The following is a 16,962-nucleotide window of genomic DNA, read 5'->3' as shown; positions in this document are numbered from 1 at the left end:
AGGGTCAAAGATGGCACATATTATTGCAGGACGATTGCAGCTGCAGGATCAGGTGCAGCACGCTATACATCAATTGGTGGCGATTGGCTTTTCAGAAAATCACATCAGTTCCTTTTATCTCAATCCGCCTGGTCAGCATGACATGTATAAATTTGGTGGCGATCGCGAAGAATCTCCCGGTTCAAAGGACGCTGGAACAGGTGCTGTAGGCGGTGCAACCGCAGGTGGCGCAATTGGTGCTGCAGTGGGGATGATTGGTATCCCGGTTGCCGGGCCAGTGAGTCCTGCGCTAGGTGCATTGGTCGGTGCACATGTTGGCTCACTGATTGGTGGTTTGTCACAAATGAAGGAAAAGGGTGATACCGAGGATGATGCGGAGAATGCGGCTGCGGTAAGAAGATCCGGCATGATGGTCGCTGTCAGTGTCACTGGCCCAGAGCAGGCAGACAAGGTTGTAACGGTATTAAAGGGCCTTGGTGCCGACCAGATCGAAACTGGAGAAGGCATAATTACCGATGGTAACTGGCATGATTTTGATCCCTTGCAACCGCCAAAATACATTTTTCCTGCCGAGGCAGCTACTGTTGAGCAGCAGGCGGCAGAACAAGGGGTGACCGGTCGTGAACTATAAAGGCAAGGCCGAAAAGCATCGCAGTACCCGTGACCCTGATATGCTCAAACCGGGAGGAAAGATCATGCTGCCGCATGAGCGGGATGAAACAACAGATGACGGAGCAAGGCCGCGCAAAGTCATGAAGCAAGCTCTGCGTGATCTGCAGCAAGGCCTGGTTGATACCGACATGCACGGAGAACGCGGCGTGGAAGCGACCGTTGATTCGCCGCAAAAAAAAACAAGCAAACCTTGATTCTTAAAAATGGACAGCAGGGCCGGATTCGCGGTTCCTTTTCGGCTTGCTGTCTATGCCTGACACGGGTGGCTCTAGCTTGCGAGACTACCCGCTTGCATATATATTGCTATGATGAAACTATACTCGATCACAACACCCACCCATGAAAAGCGCCTTAAATTCTGAATGGGTCTCTACTCACTTAGAGGGAAACTGAGAGCTCGCTCAGTATCAGCAGCGTTGCTTGTCCGATCATCGCTATCATCGAGTATGTGGACTTACTCACCCCCATTCCTACATGTCTGTCGATCCCATCTCTTTGGATGCCAGCGCATGGTTTTTCCAACTGTTTAGCTTTTTAGTGTATAGATTGACGTCTTGGCCGCCTGGACGGTTTGTTGACTTTGTATCCAGCACAATTTTTTGCTACTCTTGCCTACGCGCTTAGCCATTCAGATTTTATGGCCTATGTCATAATAAAATATAAAAACCTCGCGTCAATCCGGAACTGATTAACCGCAACACGGCTTACTATTGCCAGGGAAGATAATGTCAAAATTTGTATTTACTCTTGTATCGCTACTGTCCTACTCTACGCTGGTACAGGCGCAGGATGGCCCCAAACTGATGGAAACCCTGGGCATCAGGATTGGTGACACGCCAGAACAAATCGAAAAAATTCTTGCTCCACAGGGATACAAGGCAGGTAACCGTAGCGAGCATGTGCTGGGGCCGGATTTTCGTGGACATGTGGCCTATATCATGTATGCAAAGGCGGCCACAGGTTTCGAAAATGCAGGTGAAATCACGGTTGGATTTGGACCGCAATCAGGGACGGCTGTGGCGATTGCAAGGCGTGAAAATTTTTATAGAAATGTATCTGCCAGTGAGCTAAAGAAAGCCTTGACTGATAAATATGGCCTGCCAAATAGCGATACCGCGGGAAATATGCGCTGGATGTCGTATAAGCCCGGTGTCAATCCCAAGTCCATATCGCCAGAATCCTGTAAGGTGCGTGACAATATGCAGGTCAACTACGGACAGGATGTCAGACGGTTCAAGGATTGCAAACAGTCTTTGTATGTGGGCCTGAGTGAATCGCCAAATAATGGTCTCGAATACAGAAAAATTGAAGTCGGCATGATCGACTTCAGTGTCTATTCTAATGAATGGACTGCGGTGAATGCCATGATCGCGAAAAAGTCTGCGGAAGGTCTGGAAAAAAATAAAACCGCGCCCTTGCCTAAACTGTAAACAGGGGCTGGCCAGCAGAGCAAGGACATGGTTGTGGCTGCCATTGCTGGCCAGTACGTCCTATGCGTATTACTTCAGACTCTGTAAGGTTCCACCGCTGGCCGTTTTTGCCCATGCCTGCTGATGCGCCAGTTCTGCCCGTTTTTTCATGAGCCCCAGTATTGATTGATGAAAATCAGCCAGCACCATTTTTCCCCAAACATCACCATAGGTCTTGAGTTGGGATTTATTCACAAAGCGGGTGCTCAGACGTAATTCGGTACCGCCATCCCTGGCTGCAAGATCATACCCGCCATCGAGGACGTTGAAGTATTCACCGCCCATTTCCACATGCCTGTCGAGCGCGTCTCTGGGGATCCCGCCTGGTGCAATATGAAATTTATAGTGCATGGCATAAGGTTTTTGCCAGGTAGTGATGATTTCTTCAAAGCGCACATCTTTTTCCCAGCGTGAGGTACGTACTGCCCCCACGCCACTGCCATTCATATTGGCTTCGATTGGCCTTGGCAAGCCGATCAGGTGCACGAATGAAAATCCCAGTTCACCTGGCGCAATGTTTTTGACCGTTGCCAACTGATCAAACACTTCTTCCGGACTGGCCTGTATCTGAATAACAGAACTGACGAGTTGCTCGCTTTGTGCGGGTGGCAAACTGGCTTCAATCGGGCCCAGCAAGAGCGGTAGCAAAGCGAAAGAAGACAGGCTCACTGTGGATGCCCTGAATCGATTATGTATCCAGCCAGCGATAAGACCACCGATCATGGCGGCGATCAGAAATGCCGGCAACACCAGGATGATGCAGATTAATCCCTCCAGCAAACATATGAACATCGCTATGAGAAAACATAACATGGCTGAAGCAGATGCTCGCAACTGGTCTGGGATAGAGATGCGTGACTTCCCGGCGGCAACCAGCACGGCAATACCACCGACGCTGAAGGGCGTAACGATCAGGAAGGCAGTGGAAACGATCTGCAACCATTCATGCATGGCCTTGTATTCAAATCCAAGACGCAATAACAGACCGTAAGTGACACCGGCGCTCACGGCACCAATAATCCGGATTTCTAAATGTGGTTTGGGGGCGGACATGGCAATGCCTGATCGTTGGTGTAGACAGCACCAGGGTTTTGAACCCCGGTCTGACAATTTACGTTTGATATTGAAGCACGAAGCAAGCAAATATTGGCGACAGTCTTGCCGGCAAGAAGTCTATGAAAGCCTTACAGCAAACTTGTCTGACACAGGGTTTGCTGTTTGTGCTTTTACCTGTGCTTCTTGCTTGTATTTCTTACTTGTATTCGACTTTAGGTGGTTTGTCAGCGGAGTAGGTTGTCAGGGTTCTTGATCTGACACCGTCCGGCAAGGGGCTATTCATAATTTCTTTAGCCGTGTTCTGGTTCCTGTAATTCATGTTGTCGACCAGGTTGTTATGGTCACGCACGGCCTGACGTTGATTGAAAGCGTCATTCTTCGCAGCCATGCTGCCGTCTCCACCCACATCACTACCCGAACCACTACCAGATCCAACCATTTTTTGGCCTGCATGTACTGACTTTTGCTTGACACTGGATTTAGCACAGACATTATCGGTGAAGGTTACGCGGCCATCGCTGTCCACGCATCTTTGTATCTGGGCAGATGCCATATTGCTCATTGCCAGCAGCATCGCGGCAGAGACTAGATGTACCTTCTTCATAGAGACTTCCCTCAATTCATATTTGGTTTTTATTTTGGTAGCGCTGTCGACTTACACACCAGCCGCGGCTGCTTCAAGCATCTCATAAACGGAGTTGAAATTCAAGCAAGAGACTCACATCGCAGTCTCAGCCCGAGGTATCGACTATTGGTATCGTCTATTTATTTATACACCAGCTTCATAACCAGAATAAAACTGGCCAGCACCAGTGTGATCATATTGGCGATGATGACTGGCAGAGCATGCAGCATCAAACCGTAAATCAGCCAAAGCATGATGCCGGTGACGAGAATGATGTACATGCCCAGCGAGACGCCTTCAGCACGTTTGCGACGCCAGGTCATCCAGGCTTGCGGGACAAAGGCAGTGGTGGTGAGGAAAGCCGCAAGATAGCCGACAAGGTCAGAAGAAAATGGAAAAATCATTGTGCGCTTACTTGTTTACTTCGAGGTCGGCAAAAACTGGCCGGAATGAAAGACCAGCGGTGCCTGCGGGCTAAATTCGCAATGCTCCACTTCGCCAACGAAGATGACATGATCACCTTCAGGGTAGCGGCTGCGGTTGTGGCATTCAAACCAGGCAGATACACCGCTCAGTATCGGGTGGCCAGTGCGCGACAGGGTGTACTCCACTCCCTCAAAACGGTCGGTTTTTCGGCTGGCGAACTGTTCTGCCAGCCAGGCTTGTTCGCTCGATAAAACGTTGACGACATAGTGGGAATTGCCAGTGAACACCGGCATGCTGTTTGCAACATTACCCAGGCTCCAGAGTATCAGTGGTGGGTCCAGCGATACGGAGTTAAAGGAGCTGGCAGTCAGGCCAAGAAACGCCCCATTCGCCAGGCGAGTGGTAATCACAGTAACGCCTGTCGCAAATTGCGACAGGGCATCACGAAAATGGCGGGTATCAAATTCGCGTACTTGGGCGCGGGGAGAACGGGTGTGCATGGATTTCCGTGGTTTTTAATTAAACCTTGATCAAGTCTGGCGAATACGGCTAATTTGTGGCGATTCCAGACAAATGGCGCGTATTTATCGACGCAACAGCAGGTTTTGTTGTTCTGGCGCAGTACCTTAAGCAAAGTTTGCATAACATTATCCCAGATTTCTTGCGATTCCAGCTGTTTCGCCGCCTGCCTGGTGTATAGGACGCTGGCGCACCCTTGTTGATGAAATAAGTTCTAACTGCTTGCCATTGCTGTAGGCTGGCGCTGACTGTGTTAAACTTGCGCCCTTGTAAGATTCCATTTTTTAGCTTTAAGTAGTTGATTCCTTTGAATTTTTCGTTTTCACTCTTCCTTGTCGAGGCACCTGCTTATGTTCATGCGCATGTCTGTTTTTTTGACTGTACGCCGTGGTTTGATGGCCCTGATGCTGGCCGGTTTGAGTTTGGGTAGCGTGGCGCAAACGACGGGACAGGTAACGGATGAACGTAGCTTCCCGCCCAATACCAAGCGTGGCGTGTTGAACATGTCGAAATATCCAGATGTGATCATGGATGGCAAGATCCGCTACACCGTACCGGCGACACGTTTTTACGATGCCCAGAATATGCTGGTGCTGCCGACCTATCTGACCGGCAATTACATCATCGTCAACTACACCGATAACGATTTTGGTGAATTACAGAAAATCTGGATTCTGACGGCGGATGAGCGCAAGCGCGTATTGCCCAAGCCGGAAGTGTGGACGCCGATGCAGTTCAAAAGTAACAATTAGTCGTAACTAGAAACAGAGTTGATGCAAAACCCGGCAGTCGTGCCTTAGTCACTTTGATTGCCGGGTTCCAGCAAATTAGAAAATTATGCAAAAAAAAGTATTTATTAAAACCTTCGGTTGCCAGATGAACGAGTACGACTCGGACAAGATGGCGGACGTACTGAATGCTAATGACGGCATGATCAAGACGGACAACCCCGACGACGCCGACGTGATTCTGCTGAATACTTGCAGCGTGCGCGAAAAGGCGTCCGAGAAGGTGTTTTCTGATCTGGGTCGCCTGCGTGAACTGAAGCGTAAAAAGCCTGATCTGCTGATCGGTGTTGGCGGCTGCGTAGCTTCGCAAGAAGGCGAAGCCATCATCAAGCGTGCGCCCTATGTCGACGTGGTATTTGGCCCGCAGACCCTGCACCGTTTGCCGCAACTGATCGCCGAGCGCCGCCATTCTGGTCGTTCACAAGTCGATATCAGCTTCCCTGAAATCGAAAAATTTGACCACATGCCGCCTGCCAAGGTGGAAGGTGCAACAGCCTTCGTCTCCATCATGGAAGGTTGCAGCAAGTATTGCAGTTATTGTGTCGTGCCATACACCCGTGGCGAAGAAGTCTCGCGTCCGTTCGACGATGTGCTGGAGGAAGTGGCAGGGCTGGCTGAACAGGGCGTCAAGGAAATCTCCCTGCTGGGACAAAACGTGAATGCCTATCGTGGTGTTATGGAAGATGGCGAGATCGCTGATTTTGCCCTGCTGATTGAATACATTGCTGAATTTCCACAGATCGAACGTATACGCTTTGTCACCAGCCACCCTAAAGAATTTACCCAGCGCCTGATTGACTGTTATGCCAAGGTACCCAAGCTGGTGAATCATTTGTATTTACCTGCCCAGCATGGTTCTGATCGCATACTGTCGGCGATGAAGCGTGGTTATACAGCCATCGAATACAAATCTGTGTTGCGCCGCTTGCGGCAAGTGCGCCCGGATATCGCCGTGTCGTCTGATTTTATCGTCGGCTTCCCTGGTGAAACGGACGAGGATTTTGATGCGTTGATGAAGCTCATCAACGACATCGGTTTTGATAACAGCTTCAGCTTCATCTTTAGCCCGCGGCCTGGTACTCCGGCCGCGAATCTGACTGATGATACGCCGGCGGAAGTGAAATTGCGCCGTCTTCAACATTTGCAGTCTGTGATTGATGCCAACACCAAGAAATACAGCAATGCCATGATAGGTACAGTACAGCGCATCCTGGTTGAAGGCCCGTCCGTCAAGGATGCAAATGAATTGCAAGGGCGCACAGAGAATAACCGTGTCGTCAATTTTGCCGGTTCCAAAGAACTCATCGGTACGCTGGTCAATACCCGCATTACCGAATCCTATAATTATTCCCTACGCGGCGAATTAGTCGAAGAGGCAGTGACAGCATAATGGCAAAAACACCCGTGCCGGTAGCACATTTCATCCCTCAGCCTCTGGACAACACCCGTCTTGCGCATCTGTGTGGTCCATTGGATGAAAACCTGCGGCAGATTTCGTCAGCACTGGATGTGACGATCTTCCGACGCGGTGAAAAATTCATCGTCAGTGGCCACAATGCCGAGAAAGCCATAGAAATACTGGAACATTTCTATGGCCTGGCAAAAAAAATCATCACCATTGATGAAGTGCAACTGGCACTGGTAGAACAGCGCGCCAGCAAAAACCTGAAAACCGGCAAGACAGATAAGGCGGACAAAGTCACTGGCATCGCAACGGACGAGATCGCCAGCGACGCGATTTTGCCTGAAGATGCGGATATCGAAAGCCCGATGCTGAAAACCCGCCGCAGTGATTTGCGCGGACGCACTCCACATCAAAACCATTACATCAAAGCCATACTCGAACATGACATCAGCTTTGGCATAGGCCCGGCCGGTACCGGCAAAACTTATTTGGCCGTAGCTTGTGCGGTTGATGCGCTGGAACGTGACTCCGTCAAGCGCATAGTACTGACGCGGCCAGCAGTAGAGGCTGGTGAACGCCTGGGCTTCTTGCCGGGTGATCTGGCTCAAAAGGTAGACCCCTACCTTCGCCCGCTGTATGACGCCCTGTATGATTTGCTTGGCTTTGACCGCACGCAAAAAATGTTTGAAAAACAGGTCATCGAGATCGCCCCGCTGGCGTATATGCGTGGCCGCACCTTGAACCATGCTTTTGTCATTCTCGATGAAGCGCAAAACACGACGCCGGAACAGATGAAAATGTTCCTGACACGCATAGGCTTTGGCAGCAAGGCCGTGATTACCGGGGACGTGACTCAGGTCGATTTGCAACGTGGGCAAAAGAGTGGTCTGTTAGATGCCTGCCAGGTACTGGATGGTGTGCGTGGCATTGCCTTCACCCAGTTTGCCAGCGTGGACGTGGTGCGCCATCCACTGGTGGCCCGCATCGTCGATGCCTATGAATCGGCGAATGCCAGCGCCACCGCGAATAGCGCTGCGATCGGCCTGTTAAAACCCGCAACCCCTCTCAGTTCTGCACACCATGGTCGCAAAAAGTAAATCCGAAGCCAAACCTAAACTGACCCTGTCCGTGCAATATGCCGACAAGCGCCTGCAAGATCAATTAACACGTCCGCTGATACGCAAGACCGTGCAGGCTGCACTGTTCTTCCCGGCTGAAATTACTTTACGCTTTGTCGATGCAGAAGAAGGCAAGGTGCTGAACCATGATTATCGTGGCAAAGACTACGCCACCAATGTGCTGACCTTTGCCTACACCGAAGATGAAGATGCCGAAGTTACCCAGGCTGACATCATCCTGTGTACTGATGTACTGGAAAAAGAAGCGGCAGAGCAAAAGAAAACGGTACTCGACCATGCGCAGCATCTGATCGTCCACGGCGTCTTGCATGCCCAGGGCTATGATCATGAAGACGATGAAGAAGCCGAAGAAATGGAAGCGCTGGAGATAGAGATACTGGCGGGACTGGGTTTGGAAAATCCTTACCAGTAGGTTGAGTTTGGTTTTGTTCTAAAAATTGCCAAGCTTTATTTATTCCGTCAAGCTGTAGCTGTGCTATTTTTCTCCATCCGCTTCAATGTGGATGGCAGATATGGGGATGAGTTTCTGTCGCAAATTCATTTGCAGTCAATTAAGCGAAACCCATCCCCACCCTAACCCTCCCCTTGAAGGGGAGGGAATTTCAAACGGAAATCGCTCCAACATGAACAAACATCAAGATCGCGGCAGGCGTATCACCATGGGAGAACGGGCGGTCATCGCCTATGGCTTGCGCACGCAGTTCTGGCAGGATATCTACTACTATGCGATGACCTCCAGTTGGCCGGTGTTTTTTGCTGGCGTGGGAGTGGTATTTCTGGTGTTGAACCTGTGTTTTGCCAGTCTGTTCATGCTGGGTGATAACCCCATTGGCAACCTGCATCCGAACAGTTTTTTGGGTGCCTTCTTCTTCAGCGTGGAAACCCTGGCGACCGTAGGTTATGGTGACATGCATCCGCAGACCGTGTATGGACACAGTGTGGCAACGCTGGAGATATTTGTTGGCATGGCCAGTGTGGCCCTGATTACCGGCGTCATGTTTGCGCGTTTCTCGCGACCGCGGTCCAGCATCATTTTTGCAGCCCAGCCGGTCTGTCATGTGGTGGATGGTAAACGCCTGCTGCTGATACGCATGGCCAATTCGCGTATGAATATCATCAGCGAAGCATCGGCCAAACTGCGCCTGATGCGTGATGAAAAATCATCGACCATGGGTAATTTCCGCAAGATCGTCGACATGAAGCTGGAACGCGATCAGCATCCCATCTTCATTCTTGGCTGGACCGTCATCCACGTCATTGATGAAAACAGTCCCCTGTTTGGCCTGGATGCAGATGCCCTGCATCATCTGAACGCCTCACTGATACTCAGCATAGAAGGTGTGGACGACACCACCAACCAGCCGCAAAGGGCGCGCCACTATTACCCTTGCAGTAAAATCCGCTGGAACCACCGCTATGTGGATGTCTTTGAAAACAGTAAGGGTCTGGTCCAGCATATTCATTACACGCGCTTCCACGATTCTGTAGAAATCGTGGATGAAACCGCGCATTAAATTGCTTGCAGGCCCTGTGTAGCGTTACAGATGCAGCAAGACCAGTGCAATTGCTGCTGGTGCTGCCTGTATGTACAGAATGCGGCGGCTGACCGAATAGGCACCGTAAGCACCGGCAATGATGACGCAAGTCAGGAAGAAAATCTTCACATGAAAGCCAGCCGGGCCCAGACACAGTCCCCAGATCAGGCCTGCTGCCAGAAAGCCGTTGTATAAACCCTGATTGGCAGCCAGCACCTTGGTGATTGCTGCTTTTTCTGGCGTGTTGCGGAAAGTTTTCAGACCCAGAGGCTTATCCCAGAGGAACATCTCAAGTATCAGAAAATAAATATGCAGGGCGGCGACGAGGCCGGTGATGACGCTGGCGATGATGAACACGGTTTCTCCTTTAAAGTGGTTGAAGTGGACTGCTGGCCCTTGTTTTCAAGTTTTCAGGTTTTGGAAGGGCACAAAGTCTCTTCAGCTTGTCATTTGTAATTGGGTATTGTCGGTTTTTACCCCAACAGTGCTAAAAATGACACATGCGAGTATGCCTTGCAAGTGCTTTTTTGTGTTGAGGACTTGCTCTAAAGTAAATGAAGCATGCTTGCAGGCATCATGGCGAGATGAGCAGCCAAGAGCGAATCTTCGAGTGAGAAGTGCCTGAAAGATAGTTCTTTTTTTAATTTAAAATATGCTTTTGCTACTTTCCGTTACAGCTTTTTTTGACACTACCCGGGTCAAAATTGGGGAAAGCACCCGCATTTGTTGTATTCTGTAGGATTGAAACAACGGCGTTACGCCTATTATGCAAGAGCACTCTAGTAAGGTCAGACCAACTGACCTTAAACCCCATAGGTCATTGTTTGAACGCTTGACCGCCCTCATTTCTCCTGAACCTGAAAATCGCGCCGAGTTGCTGGAAGTTTTGCACGATGCGCAAGAACGCAATCTGATCGATGCCGATGCACTGGCAATGATAGAAGGTGTGTTCCAGGTATCTGATCTGTGCGCACGCGATATCATGGTGCCGCGCGCGCAAATGGATGTCATCGACATCTCCAACCCCATCGAAGAATGGATGCCAGAAGTGCTGACGACGGCACACTCGCGCTTTCCTGCTGTGGATGGTGACCGTGACAAGGTCGTCGGTATTTTGCTGGCCAAAGACTTGCTGCGCTATTACGCGGCGGAAGCCTTTGATGTCCGTGAAATGCTGCGCCCGGTGATTTATATCCCCGAATCCAAGCGCCTCAATATCCTGTTGCGCGATTTTCGTGCAAACCGCAATCACATCGCCATGGTGGTGGACGAATACGGCGGCGTATCTGGCCTCATCACCATCGAAGACGTACTGGAACAGATCGTCGGCGACATAGAAGATGAATACGATTTCGATGAGGAAGAAGACAATATCCTGGCGCTGGAAAGCAAAGGTAACGGCAAGCGCTGGCGCATCAAGGGCCTGACCGAAATCGAGCAATTCAACAACATGCTGGGCACCACTCTGTCGTCAGAAGACGCTGAAACCATCGGTGCCTATGTCGCCAATTACATGGGCGCAGTACCCCATATGGGCGATGAATTCTCCATCGGCAACCTGTACTTTGAAGTCTTGCGGGCCGATGCCCGTCAGGTACAGATGCTGCTGGTTGAACAAAGACCTACCATGCGGTCCGATGATTAAGACGCTGGCCGGCGTACTGTCGGCCCTGTCCTGGCGTTCATCTTTCCTGCTGATGCTGGTGGCAGGGGGGCTGAACGTCTTTTCATTTGCCCCCGTCAATTGCTGGCCCCTGCAAATCATCAGTCTGGCATTGCTGTCTGGGTTGTTGTTGAGGGATGGCAATGCAGCATTCACACGCAAGCAAGCTGTCTGGCTGGCATGGGCCTATGGCTTTGCCTGGCTGACTGCCGGTGTCGGCTGGCTGGTGATCGCCATGACCGTCTATGGCGGCTTGCCAGGTTTGCTGTCGGTGCTGGCCTTGATACTGCTGACTGCCGCCTTGTCGATTTATATGGCTGCGGCTGCTTACGCCTTGCACTGGCTGCGCCAGCGCTGGCAACTGTCGGCTTTGGTGACGGCCTTGCTGATCATGCCCACCCTGTGGACTGTAGCAGAGTGGTTACGCATCTGGCTGTTGACCGGTTTCCCCTGGGTGTTGTCCGGCTATGCCCATACCAATAGCCCGCTGGCGGGTTTTGCGCCCGTGATCGGTGTGCTGGGGCTGTGCTGGTTGAACGCATTACTTGCCGGTGCGATTGCGCTGCTGTGCAGTGCAGGATCGTCACACTATGCATCACGCTATGCAAAGGTATCCGGTATTGTTTGTATGGTGATCTTTGCTGGTGGCTGGGCATTGCAGGAAGTAGTCTGGACCAGGCAGCAGGGCCAGCCCATACAGGTGCGATTGCTACAGGGTAATGTGCAGCAAGACATGAAGTTTGATCAGGATCACCTGAATGACTCACTAAGTCTGTACCACGACATGCTGCTGGCAGCGCCTGCTGATCTGATCGTCACCCCAGAAACAGCATTACCCATGCTGACATCCCAGCTCCCGCCCGATTATCTGCCCCTGTTGAACAACTTTGCCCAAAGCAGCGGTTCTGCCTTGCTGGTCGGCGTTGCGGTACACGATGGCGGCGATAAGTATTCAAATAGCGTGCTGGGTATGTCACGCCAGTATGGCAACCAGGCTTATCGCTACGACAAACATCATCTGGTACCTTTCGGTGAATTCATCCCCCCTGGTTTCCGCTGGTTTGTCAAAGCCATGGCGATACCCATGGGTGAGTTTTCTACGGCAGGGCCCATACAGCCTGCCATGAAAGTAGGTGGCCAACTGGTCATGCCCAACATCTGTTATGAAGATCTGTTCGGCGAAGAAATCGCCGCCCAGTTGTTATCGCAATATGCTGCCGGTGAGCCAACAGCAAGCATCTTGCTGAATGTCTCCAATCTCGCCTGGTACGGCGATTCTTTCGCCATCCCCCAGCATTTGCAGATATCCAGAATGCGCGTGTTGGAAACCGGGCGCCCCATGCTACGGGCCACTAATACCGGGGCCACGGCAGTGATCATCCCGGGTGGCAAAGTGGTTGCGCAATTGCCAGCCAATACCAAGGGAGTATTGACGGCGAAGGTGCAGGGGTATCAGGGGATGACGCCTTATATTCTGTTAGGGAATTGGGGTGTCATTGGCTTGATGGTCTTGAGTGTGTTGCTGGGGTTTGTGTTGAGGCGGAAAATGTAGGGTTTGGTGCGGGTGCGGTGGGATTGATTGAAGCCTGTTTGTAATATTGACGTACCCTTAGCTTCGTCGCTCCTGCGCAAGCAGGAGCCCAGTGGCGTTGCTTGTATGCCGTACCTTGATTAAAGCGATTGTCCTTCGTGAACATGAATTCGATCTCGGTCAATCAACGGCAATCATAATACCGTCGCTCCAGCGAAGGCTGGAGCCCAGCGGCGTTGCTTGTTTGCCGTACTTTGATTAAAAGATTGCCCTTCGTGGATACAAGCCGGGTCTCGGCCCGGCGGCCGAGATACTTTCTTTTGCGTCGCCAAAAGAAAGTATCCAAAGAAAAGGCGACCGCAGACTCGCCCTTCGGGTGCTTACGCTATGCTTCAGCATAATTTGTGCATCACAAAAAATGGGAAAGCTTCGAAACTCGCTTCGCTCAAACACGAAGCTTTCTGATCCATTTTCTGTGAAGCACAAATTACATCGTCCCAAGCGGATTGAAGTCAAAAGCAGCAACAACTTCAACAACAACTCCCAAATCAAGAACAATCCCAATGTCAAAAACAACTGCAACCCCCACACCATCGTTAATTGACGGCATTCAAATAAATATGAATTAGGTTGTGTTGACGTTGACGTTGACGTTGACGTTGACGTTGATTTTGGTTTTGACTTTGGGGTTGTTTTTGAAGTTGTAGTTGTTGTTGACCTTCAATCCGCTTGGGACGATGTAATTTGCGCGTCACAGAAAATGGATCAGAAAGCTTCGTGTTTGAGCGAAGCGAGTTTCGAAGCTTTCCCATTTTTTGTGATGCACAAATTATGCTGAAGCGTAGCGTAAGCACCCGTAGGGCGAGTCTGCGGTCGCCTTTCTTTGGATACTTGCTTTTGGCGACGCAAAAGAAAGTATCTCGGCCGCCGGGCCGAGACCCGGCTTGTATCCACGAAGGGCAATCTTTTAATCAAAGTACGGCATACAACAAACGCCACTAGGCTCCAGCCTGCGCTGGAGCGACGATATGATGAGTGTCGCTGATCAACTGATGTCCTGCTTGTATCTACAGAAGGGCAATCGTTTCAACCAAAGTACGGTACACAAGCAACGCCACTAGGCTCCAGCCTTCGCTGGAGCGACTTCATTAAGCATACGGCCAGCCAAAAAAATTCGTACGATATCAGTCAGTAACAACCTTCTTCTGCATGATAATCGCCCCACCAAATTCCGGATTCAACTCATAAGGCGCAAAGCCTTCAGCGCGATACAGATTCTGCGCCCGCGTATTCCCCTCCAATACTTCCAGCGTCATCTTGCAATAACCCAATTCCCTGGACAGGGTGCTCAGGTGCTGCATCATGCCCTGTGCTACGCCTTGCCCGCGAAAATCGGGATGCACGGCAAAGTCGTGGATGTTCAGCAGGGGTTTGCAAGCGAAGGTGGAGAAGCCTTCTATGCAAATGGCGAAACCGGCGGCCTGGTCGTCAACGTAGGCGAGGACGGCGCGCACGGTATTGCGTTGCTTTAATTCTTTGATCAGGTTGGCTTGGGCATAGTCGGACAATGCTTCGTTGCCGCCCATGGGGTCCAGCGCATACATATTGAGCATGCGTACCAGGTCGGTGGCATGGGTGGGGTTGTTCAGGTCTGCGTTGGTGATGGTGAGCATGTCTGGTTGTCCGTAGTTGTTCGTAGTTGTTCATATTAAACGCGTAAAAATTCTTCTTTATAACCTAGCCAGCGCTCCAGATGGGCGATGACGGTGGCTGGATCATTTTTCAATAAATCGTCGGCCAGGTTACGGGCTTTTTCTACCAGCCATTGGTCGGTTTCGAGATTGGCAAAGCGTAACATGGCTTCGCCAGACTGGCGCGCACCCAGGAATTCGCCGGGACCGCGCAGTTCCAGATCTTTGCGGGCGATTTCAAAGCCATCATTGCTTTCGCGCATGGTGGCCAGCCTTTGTTTTGCGGTACCACCTAGCGGGCCCTGGTACAGCAGCAGGCAAACGCTGGCGGCGGCACCGCGGCCTACGCGGCCACGTAGCTGATGCAGTTGCGACAGACCGAAACGTTCTGCATGTTCGATGACCATCAGACTGGCGTTCGGGACATCGACGCCGACTTCAATCACCGTGGTGGCCACCAGTACCTGGCTTTCATTGCGAATGAAGGCTTCCATCGTGGCCTGTTTTTCCGCCGGTTTCAGGCGGCCATGCACCAGGCCCACACGCAGTTCTGGAAGGGCTTCTGCCAGCATGGCATGGGTGTCAGTGGCGGTTTGCAATTGCAGGGTTTCGGATTCTTCGATCAGCGGGCAGACCCAGTAAACTTGCTTGCCTTCCTGGCCTGCTGCCTGCACGCGGGCAATGACTTCATCGCGGCGGTTCTGGTCTATCACGCGGGTGACGATGGGTGTGCGGCCTGGCGGCAGTTCATCGATGACTGATACTTCCAGATCGGCATAGTAGGTCATGGCCAGGGTACGTGGGATGGGGGTGGCTGACATCATCAGTTGGTGCGGCACCTTGCCGGCTTCCGTCTTGTTAGCAAGGTTAAGTCGCTGGCTGACACCAAAGCGGTGCTGCTCATCGACAATCACCATGCCCAGCTTTTTGAATTGCACGCTGTCTTGTATCAAGGCGTGGGTGCCTATCACCAGTTGCGCTTCGCCAGAAGTAATAAGCGCATTGGCGGCTTCCTTTTCCTTTTTCTTCAGGCTGCCGGTCAGCCAGGCGGTTTTTACACCGAGTGGTTCCAGCCAGGCGGCGATTTTCCGGAAATGCTGCTCTGCCAGAATTTCAGTCGGTGCCATCAGCGCAGCCTGAAAACCATTGTCTATGGCTTGCGCCGCTGCCAGGGCGGCGACGATGGTTTTGCCGCTGCCGACATCACCCTGCAACAAGCGCTGCATGGGGAAGGCTTCACGCAAGTCGGCGCGTATTTCGGCCAGCACTTTTTCTTGCGCCTTCGTCAGTGAAAACGGCAGGTTCAGCAAGAAGGCATTGCTGAGTTCGCCAACCAATGGCAGGGCATTCGCCCCTTTGCGGCGGCGGGTGATCTGGGCGCGCTTCAGTGACAATTGCTGGGCCAGCAGTTCATCGAACTTCATGCGTTCCCAGGCCGGGTGTTCGCGTTCTATCAGGCTGTACTGGTCGACGTCAGACGGCGGGTTGTGCAGCACGCGTATGCTGCTTTCAAAATCTTGCAGGCCCAGCGCGGTCAGCAGGGCAGGGGACAGCGTGTCACGCCAGTTGACGCGTGTCATGGCATTGGCGATGGCTTTGCGCAGCAGGGCTTGCGGCACGCCTTCGCCGGAAGGGTAGACAGGTGTCAATGCCGTTGGCAACGGCGCACCTTCATTCACGACCTTGTAATGCGGGTGCACCATTTCTGCGCCGAAGAAACCGTGCCGCAATTCGCCCCTGGCGCGGATACGTATGCCAACCGCCATCTGCTTGGTCTGGTTGCCGTAAAAATTTAAAAAGCGCAGTACCACCTGGCCTGTGTCATCGGCGATGGTCACCACCAACTGGCGTCGCGGGCGGTACTGAATATCGCATTCGGTGACGACACCTTCGACCTGTACGCTGCTGCCGCCACGGAAAGAGGCATCGCGCATGCTGACGATTTCGGTTTCATCTTCATAGCGCATGGGCAGGTGCAAGACAAAATCCATGTCTTTGCGCAAGCCCAGTTTGGCCAGTTTTTCACTTATTTTGCTGGCACTGCTGGCATTCGTTACTTTGCCAGCGGCCGACCTGGTCTTTTTTGCCGCTATTTTTGCAGTTTTTACTGGCGATGCCGCTGTAGCAGACTCCTGCTGGCCGGAAGGCGCATTTTCAGCGTTTGTTTTTGCACTTTGGTCTTCAGCGGCCATGGGGTGTAAAATGGTGGGTTTTGCCGTTAGCTTATTTTTTGTGTAAGCATAGCTGGAAAACTGTGTCCCTATTGTATCGATAGTGGCTGGATTCATGATGAAACAAGATATTGTCGTCAAAGAATATTGTCAATTGGAACAGTTTTTACCTGATATTGTATATTCTACTGATATTTTATACAGTATGCAGCAGCTTTCTATGGCTTTTCGGCCATTAACCCTGATTTTTGTTTGATGTGATGTCTGATATT

18 protein-coding genes are annotated in these 16,962 nt (G+C 51.5%); 11 read left to right on the top strand and 7 right to left on the bottom strand.

Translation table 11 applies throughout. The features are described 5' to 3' along the window. Nucleotides 1-10 precede the first annotated feature (10 nt). The 3 genes from ACO0LK_RS06365 (at nt 11) to ACO0LK_RS06355 (ending at nt 2,102) form a co-directional block, all read left to right on the top strand. The gene (locus ACO0LK_RS06365) at nt 11-631 is read left to right on the top strand and encodes a hypothetical protein (protein ID WP_422973253.1); all 621 of its coding nucleotides are present in this window, start codon (nt 11-13) and stop codon (nt 629-631) included. Beyond that, nucleotides 621-866 carry a hypothetical protein gene (locus tag ACO0LK_RS06360; RefSeq protein WP_422973251.1) on the top strand — a complete coding sequence of 82 codons (246 nt, stop codon included), beginning with the start codon at nt 621-623 and terminating at the stop codon, nt 864-866. Before ACO0LK_RS06365 ends, ACO0LK_RS06360 begins: the two co-directional genes overlap by 11 nt. 531 nt (nt 867-1,397) lie before the next feature. Continuing rightward, nucleotides 1,398-2,102, top strand: a complete 705-nt coding sequence (locus tag ACO0LK_RS06355; protein WP_422973250.1) for a hypothetical protein — start codon at nt 1,398-1,400, stop codon at nt 2,100-2,102. A 69-nt stretch (nt 2,103-2,171) separates the two neighbouring features. On the opposite strand, the gene ACO0LK_RS06350 is transcribed toward ACO0LK_RS06355, so the two are convergent. The 4 genes from ACO0LK_RS06350 to ACO0LK_RS06335 all read right to left on the bottom strand — a co-directional run bounded on the left by ACO0LK_RS06350 (nt 2,172) and on the right by ACO0LK_RS06335 (nt 4,748). Beyond that, nucleotides 2,172-3,194: a hypothetical protein gene (locus ACO0LK_RS06350; RefSeq protein WP_422973248.1), complete on the bottom strand. Its 1,023-nt coding sequence runs from the start codon at nt 3,192-3,194 to the stop codon at nt 2,172-2,174. A gap of 199 nt (nt 3,195-3,393) precedes the next feature. Then, complete coding sequence (locus ACO0LK_RS06345; RefSeq protein WP_422973246.1) at nt 3,394-3,801, bottom strand: DUF4124 domain-containing protein; 408 nt, start codon at nt 3,799-3,801, stop codon at nt 3,394-3,396. A 161-nt stretch (nt 3,802-3,962) separates the two neighbouring features. Continuing rightward, nucleotides 3,963-4,226: a SemiSWEET transporter gene (locus tag ACO0LK_RS06340; protein WP_186950963.1), complete on the bottom strand. Its 264-nt coding sequence runs from the start codon at nt 4,224-4,226 to the stop codon at nt 3,963-3,965. A 15-nt stretch (nt 4,227-4,241) separates the two neighbouring features. Then, nucleotides 4,242-4,748, bottom strand: coding sequence for a flavin reductase family protein (locus ACO0LK_RS06335; RefSeq protein ID WP_422973244.1), 507 nt, complete (start codon nt 4,746-4,748; stop codon nt 4,242-4,244). A gap of 381 nt (nt 4,749-5,129) precedes the next feature. Between ACO0LK_RS06335 and ACO0LK_RS06330 the strand changes: the two genes are divergently transcribed. From ACO0LK_RS06330 to ACO0LK_RS06310, 5 genes are all read left to right on the top strand, one after another. Beyond that, nucleotides 5,130-5,519: a hypothetical protein gene (locus tag ACO0LK_RS06330; RefSeq protein ID WP_186950961.1), complete on the top strand. Its 390-nt coding sequence runs from the start codon at nt 5,130-5,132 to the stop codon at nt 5,517-5,519. Nucleotides 5,520-5,604: 85 nt separating this feature from the next. Continuing rightward, nucleotides 5,605-6,945: a tRNA (N6-isopentenyl adenosine(37)-C2)-methylthiotransferase MiaB gene (miaB, locus tag ACO0LK_RS06325; protein WP_422973241.1), complete on the top strand. Its 1,341-nt coding sequence runs from the start codon at nt 5,605-5,607 to the stop codon at nt 6,943-6,945. Continuing rightward, nucleotides 6,942-8,057, top strand: coding sequence for a PhoH family protein (locus tag ACO0LK_RS06320; protein ID WP_422973596.1), 1,116 nt, complete (start codon nt 6,942-6,944; stop codon nt 8,055-8,057). Before miaB ends, ACO0LK_RS06320 begins: the two co-directional genes overlap by 4 nt. Continuing rightward, nucleotides 8,041-8,511: an rRNA maturation RNase YbeY gene (gene ybeY / locus ACO0LK_RS06315; protein WP_422973239.1), complete on the top strand. Its 471-nt coding sequence runs from the start codon at nt 8,041-8,043 to the stop codon at nt 8,509-8,511. Before ACO0LK_RS06320 ends, ybeY begins: the two co-directional genes overlap by 17 nt. Before the next feature lie 211 nt (nt 8,512-8,722). Continuing rightward, a complete protein-coding gene (locus ACO0LK_RS06310) occupies nt 8,723-9,613 on the top strand; it encodes an ion channel (RefSeq protein ID WP_422973237.1) in 891 nt (296 codons plus the stop codon). Nucleotides 9,614-9,637: 24 nt separating this feature from the next. On the opposite strand, the gene ACO0LK_RS06305 is transcribed toward ACO0LK_RS06310, so the two are convergent. After that, nucleotides 9,638-9,982 carry a DUF1304 domain-containing protein gene (locus ACO0LK_RS06305; protein WP_422973594.1) on the bottom strand — a complete coding sequence of 115 codons (345 nt, stop codon included), beginning with the start codon at nt 9,980-9,982 and terminating at the stop codon, nt 9,638-9,640. Nucleotides 9,983-10,400: 418 nt separating this feature from the next. Between ACO0LK_RS06305 and ACO0LK_RS06300 the strand changes: the two genes are divergently transcribed. Continuing rightward, nucleotides 10,401-11,279: an HlyC/CorC family transporter gene (locus ACO0LK_RS06300; protein ID WP_422973235.1), complete on the top strand. Its 879-nt coding sequence runs from the start codon at nt 10,401-10,403 to the stop codon at nt 11,277-11,279. Next, nucleotides 11,272-12,849, top strand: a complete 1,578-nt coding sequence (lnt, locus tag ACO0LK_RS06295) for an apolipoprotein N-acyltransferase (protein ID WP_422973233.1) — start codon at nt 11,272-11,274, stop codon at nt 12,847-12,849. Before ACO0LK_RS06300 ends, lnt begins: the two co-directional genes overlap by 8 nt. Nucleotides 12,850-14,012: 1,163 nt before the next feature. Here lnt and ACO0LK_RS06290 read toward each other — a convergent pair. Together ACO0LK_RS06290 and recG are read right to left on the bottom strand one after the other, a co-directional pair. Beyond that, on the bottom strand, nt 14,013-14,501 hold the full coding sequence (locus ACO0LK_RS06290) for a GNAT family N-acetyltransferase (RefSeq protein ID WP_422973231.1): 489 nt from the start codon (nt 14,499-14,501) through the stop codon (nt 14,013-14,015). 35 nt (nt 14,502-14,536) lie between these two features. Further along, nucleotides 14,537-16,711, bottom strand: a complete 2,175-nt coding sequence (gene recG, locus ACO0LK_RS06285; protein ID WP_422973592.1) for an ATP-dependent DNA helicase RecG — start codon at nt 16,709-16,711, stop codon at nt 14,537-14,539. A 97-nt stretch (nt 16,712-16,808) separates the two neighbouring features. On the opposite strand from recG, the gene ACO0LK_RS06280 reads away from it, so the two are divergent. Then, nucleotides 16,809-16,946: a hypothetical protein gene (locus ACO0LK_RS06280; RefSeq protein ID WP_422973229.1), complete on the top strand. Its 138-nt coding sequence runs from the start codon at nt 16,809-16,811 to the stop codon at nt 16,944-16,946. Nucleotides 16,947-16,962 lie beyond the last annotated feature (16 nt).

This window comes from Undibacterium sp. Ji49W (assembly GCF_049340205.1).
Taxonomy (GTDB): Bacteria; Pseudomonadota; Gammaproteobacteria; order Burkholderiales; family Burkholderiaceae_D; genus Undibacterium.
Note: the sequence above shows the minus strand (reverse complement) of the source record. Positions and strands in the feature narration are given on the sequence as shown.